The sequence below is a fragment of the Mariniflexile jejuense genome, from assembly GCF_042675665.1.
GTDB lineage: Bacteria > Bacteroidota > Bacteroidia > Flavobacteriales > Flavobacteriaceae > Mariniflexile > Mariniflexile jejuense.
This window is the reverse complement of sequence record NZ_JBHTJI010000030.1, coordinates 1-5143: the sequence shown is the minus strand read 5'-3', so window position 1 is coordinate 5143 and position 5143 is coordinate 1. Positions and strand designations below refer to the sequence as shown.

Genomic DNA, 5143 nt, shown 5'->3' with positions numbered 1-5143 from the left:
ATGCAATTAATTTATACAACGAAATAAGATTACACTTATCTTTAGACTTTAGAACACCGAATATGGTATACAAATTATCAGCGTAAAATCAATTTTAACCTGTAGCCATATTTCAGGACAAGACATTTGAGAAAAATGAAACTTTTTAACTACATATTGATAATTTTGATTTTCATTTCTTGCTCAAAAAACAGAAATCAAATCAATCTACCTCAATCTGAATTTACTAATTATTCCATAGAGGAAAACACAGCTGAATATCAGATTTATGTAGACCAAGTCTCGGAAACTGAATTTAGAATAATTGATGACGATACTTTAATCACAAAATTGGATTCAACTTTGCATAGCAGAATTGATTCACTTCGTTTTCAAAGACGTTATCACGATTATCCAAAGGTTATTTTATCTCTTGACCAAAATCTATCGTATCAAACTTTTCAAGATTTAACAAAAGAATTTAGAAAAACATTTAAACAATCGTTTATCCTTAACCTTAAAGGAAAAAATGATCTAAGAATTACATTGCCACCTTATATTCAAAACGATTCGGAATACATTGTAGAACGGTTACGAGGAAAAGGAGCACCAAACTATTATCCAGAATTGGAGCCTTACTTTTTGGAAAAGAAGGTGCTAAATCTAAAGGTAAGTGCCAACGATTTTTTAATTACCGATTCGGATTCGAATAAAATATCTGATTTAAAGAAATACGTGGAATTAAATAAAAAATTTGTAATTCTTTTCGAATTTTCAACTGACTCAAACTATCAAGATTATGTGAATATGATTTCTTATCTAAAATCAACGTTTGCTGAAATAATTGAAAAGGAAAAGTCGGAAAACAATTTGACTGACGAAGAAATTCAAGAAAATTATAGATTTATAATAGAAGAAAAAAACGCACTACAACAACGTGTATAGCTCATTGCGGCTGAATTCCTAATCGGAATTCATTGCAATTTGCTATCTTTCGGTTACGGCGGAAAATCAAAGCTGATTTTCCGCAACGAGCCATACACAAAACCGTTGTAGTGCATTTGAGAGCAACCTATGAAAATTAAGAAATTGATATTAATAATGGGAATTTTAAGTAGCATTTTTGGATGTAGTCAAAATAATAATCTGATTGAATTGACATCTAAACAAGACGCTGAAGAAGGTTGGCAAGATTTAATTTTCTCAATAACGAAAAAAGAAAAATTAGACAACGGATTTTGGAGTTTGACTTGCAAAGCTAAATACGAAAACCAAATTGTCGGACTGAAAATCAATATTGCGGACGGAATTCCAGCAGGTTTTGTGAACGCAGAAATTGACAATACAAGTTTTGCTTCAAATGGAGTCGAAATCCACTCAATCGGAAAAGAAAGTGATAAACTAATTGAGGTTATTTCTAAACTTTACGGACAACCTATAAAAACAAAATTTACAAGCGAAAAACTGACATTTACAGCTTTTCCTTTAAACAAAGAGAAAGCAATTTTAGAGAATGGTAGATTTCATTTCAAACTGTTTTTTGACGAAAATGACGAACGGAATTTATATGCAGAAATATTCTTAAATCCTGACTTGAAAAACGGAACAGTTGAATTGAATGAAAAGGACGAAGAATATCGAACGAATATTGTAAAAATGTTATCTGAAAAATAAAAAACGCACTACAACACCGTGTATAAAAAATTGCTATTTTTAGCTTACACAATGTTAGTTGCTTTGCTTGCTTGCATCTGATTTTCCTTCGGAAAATCCTCGCACACAAGCACGCAACTTTCCATACACATAAACGTTGGTGGCAATTAAAAACGCATAACAGACAATTTGACAAATGAAACCAAAATTAAAATTTATGTTGGACTATGGAACAAATCCACTATGGTCAAATGATGAATTCACCAGTCAAAAATTTGGTTATCATATTGACCGTTTAGAAGATTTGGGTTTATCTGCAAAGACTATTGAACTTTCTAAAATTGTAACAAGTCTATATTGGGATAGATTAAATCCTATTTATCAAATGCTGCCTTCATTTTGGTCAGGAGAGATGCATTTATTTTTTCAAAGAAAACTAAAGGAATTATTTGAGCTAGTTGTGGATGAAATAGGTAATGATTATGAAATCGAAAACAAAGAAGAACAAGAAATTAATACCACTATTGACACTCAAAATATTGACATTGAAGTTAATGAGTTTTTAAAAAATCCAAATTCATTTTATCGAAGGAATGGGATTAAATTTAACAAAACTGATGACGAAGAGAAAAGATATGTTGCCTTAGAATATGAAAAATGGATGAAAATAGAATCGGAAATATTAAATAAATAAAAACTGCCACCAACAATGTATATAAAAAATAGGCGAAATAGTAATAAAATCAAGTCTTTTGGCTCGTATCAAGGTTTGAGCTTAATCGAAAATTTGGTGCTTCGAAATCGCCTACTTTTCATATACTAACCGTTGTAAGTAATGGTGTTGGAAAACACTCAGAAACTTTAAATTAGTAAAAAATAATTGAATTTTTAATTAGTAAAAAACCAAAATTGACAAAAGCAGAATTGACTCTGAATGAATTTTATGGCGGAATTTTCTGCTTGTAATTATGAATTTAAAAACGCTGGAATTGAATTTTTGCCTGAAAAGTTTTTCCCAAAAATGGAATTTTCAGTTTGTGGAATTTACTCAAAAATGGAAACGAATTGCTTTGTGGAATTTTGATTTTGACAAAATTGTTTATAAATAGAAAAATATAGAAAATAAAACCACTACTTACAACAATATGTATAAAAAATTGCTACTTTTAGCTTTTAGAAAATTAGTTGCTTGTTTGCCAACTTCAGAATTTCCTTTGGAAATTCCTCGTTGACAAAGTCGCAACTTTATATACATTAATCCGTTACCAAACATATAAATTCAGTACGCTTTACTCTACTGACAACTGAAATCTCTTTATTTTTTTCCGACCTTTTTTTAGCTTGTTTGCGGATTAAATATACGAAATTATTAGGTTAATTCACTGGTTTTTTGTAACTTAATACTATATTTGCCGACTAATATTACAACTGTATAAATCAATAGAAAATAATATAACTATAAATTTTACTTATGCTGTTGATACTATTGATAGATATAAAGTTGTTACTGTTATAACAAGTATTGGTACACTTATTGTAGATTTGTATTGTAGTACAAATCAAAGGAAAGTTTAATTAAAACAGTCGAGTTATGAAAATCACAAAAATTAACATGAAAAATGTTGGAGATAAAAATCCTTTCTATACTGTAAAATGGAGTGATGCTACACCTGACAAAGCAGCAGAAATATATTCTGTTATAGCAAGAATAAGTAAAAGCAAAATCTCTAAAGTAGCATAATAAAAAGAATTAATGTCATACCAATATACACAAGAAGAGCTCTATAATAGAGCTCTTTTTACTATTAAAAACCAAATGCAAGATGTTTATGTAGCTTTTGAACCTAACGAAGGTGACAGTTATTTAATGATAATTTATTCAAGTGATGGTTCAAATATTGTCGGCTATCACGAGAAACCATTTTGGGACACATTATTTCAAGTATTATCTGATTTTGACAACAACAGAAAGTTAGACTATGAAATAATAGCGGTTTAATTAAAAAACCTAAAATTACACTTTTGCTTCCGACCGTCAGCAATCTGCCTTCCCTCAAAAAAAATAAAGTTTTCAGTATGTCAATGAACTTTGGAACTGATACAAAATACGTTTGGTAACACCGTATATACTTTATAGCTAGTTCAGTTCTTACTTACGAAAATTCTAACGAATTTTCTACGTCAGTTTCTTTTTGTTATTTTAGTGCTTGCATACGCTACAAAGCATATACATAAACGTTACCTTGCATTAAAAACACGCACTCAAACGCAAGTTTTGTGGAAAAAATATTGAGATTTAATGCACATTTTTACGGAATTTAAAAACAGAAAAAAAACAAGATTGCGGAATTTTAGCCCGTTTGTGGAATAAACAAAAACAGAAAAACCATGTTTGCGGAAAATCCAATCGCAGCGGAAAAATGAGCAAGTTTGCGGAATTGTTAAACGCATAAAATCAATTAAAAAAAGGAGAAAAAAGAAAGAAAAAACGCTATATTTAACGGACAATAAAAACGCAAGGTAACATTGTATAAAAATAATGCGGACAAATCGCTCAATCGAAAGTTTGTGTGTATTTGCAAGCTTCCGATTTTCCTGCGGAAAATCGCCGCTCACAAACCCACACTATTCTTATACGCGACGTTACAGCACATTTGAAAAACATATCGCTAAAAGAAAAGACCAGTTCACTCATTTTGAATTTTATAATTGAAACTCTGACTTTAACTTTGGTGGAAATGAACAAAATATGTTACGAATATTAATTTTTGCTTTACTTCTATCTTTCAGTAATACGATTTTCTCTCAAGAAATAAAAATTGACTCACTTCTGACTGAAAAGCAGAACGCTGAATGGATTGCGGAATTTGAAAAACTGGAATCTAAATCCGAACAAATAGCTGAATTAAAAAAGAAAATCGAGTCAGATTCTATTTATTATGTTGGAAATACTCATTTTCATAATTCTGGAAATGAGAGAGTAGAACATCAAAATTTTGGTTCTGGAAAAAAGATTTACGAATCGAATTGCGAATGTAAAATAATGTACCAATTAATGGTAAAATCAGATAAATATTTGCTTGACTATTCCGAATTTGAACATACTGACAAAATTTTAAATCTGATTAACAATTCAAATATTGAGAAAATCACAGTTTATAAGAATGATTTGGCTCCAATTCTATTTGGGCAGAGAGCAAAATGCGGCGGAATAATATTGTATTCGGATAATCGGAAATTAAAGAAGAAAATAAAAAACGTGCTGTAACACCGTGTATAATTAATAGCTAGTTCGAACTTGCTTACGAAAATCCTCGCGGATTTTCTATTCGGTTTTTATTTGCTAAATTAGGTGCTTAAACACGCCACTAATCATACACAAAACCGTTGGCAACAAGCTGAAAAAAAACTATGGCAGAATGTATAGAATGTGGCGAATACACAAAATTCAATGGAGGATTATGTTATTCTTGCTACAAAACTGAAAATAAAAAAAATAAACCAGAAACAT

General features: G+C 30.1%; 6 protein-coding genes. All 6 read left to right on the top strand.

Going from position 1 to position 5143, the window contains the following annotated elements:
- Positions 1-342 precede the first annotated feature (342 nt).
- Positions 343-924, top strand: a complete 582-nt coding sequence (locus ACFQ1R_RS13070) for a hypothetical protein (RefSeq protein WP_379926709.1) — start codon at positions 343-345, stop codon at positions 922-924.
- A gap of 129 nt (positions 925-1053) precedes the next feature.
- A complete protein-coding gene (locus tag ACFQ1R_RS13065) occupies positions 1054-1653 on the top strand; it encodes a hypothetical protein (protein ID WP_379926708.1) in 600 nt (199 codons plus the stop codon).
- A gap of 175 nt (positions 1654-1828) precedes the next feature.
- Positions 1829-2326: a hypothetical protein gene (locus tag ACFQ1R_RS13060; RefSeq protein WP_379926707.1), complete on the top strand. Its 498-nt coding sequence runs from the start codon at positions 1829-1831 to the stop codon at positions 2324-2326.
- 897 nt (positions 2327-3223) lie between these two features.
- Entirely contained in the window at positions 3224-3373 is a 150-nt protein-coding gene (locus tag ACFQ1R_RS13055; protein WP_379926706.1) for a hypothetical protein, read from the top strand.
- A 12-nt stretch (positions 3374-3385) separates the two neighbouring features.
- Positions 3386-3631 carry a hypothetical protein gene (locus tag ACFQ1R_RS13050; protein ID WP_379926705.1) on the top strand — a complete coding sequence of 82 codons (246 nt, stop codon included), beginning with the start codon at positions 3386-3388 and terminating at the stop codon, positions 3629-3631.
- A gap of 750 nt (positions 3632-4381) precedes the next feature.
- Positions 4382-4900, top strand: coding sequence for a hypothetical protein (locus ACFQ1R_RS13045; RefSeq protein ID WP_379926703.1), 519 nt, complete (start codon positions 4382-4384; stop codon positions 4898-4900).
- Positions 4901-5143: the final 243 nt, after the last annotated feature.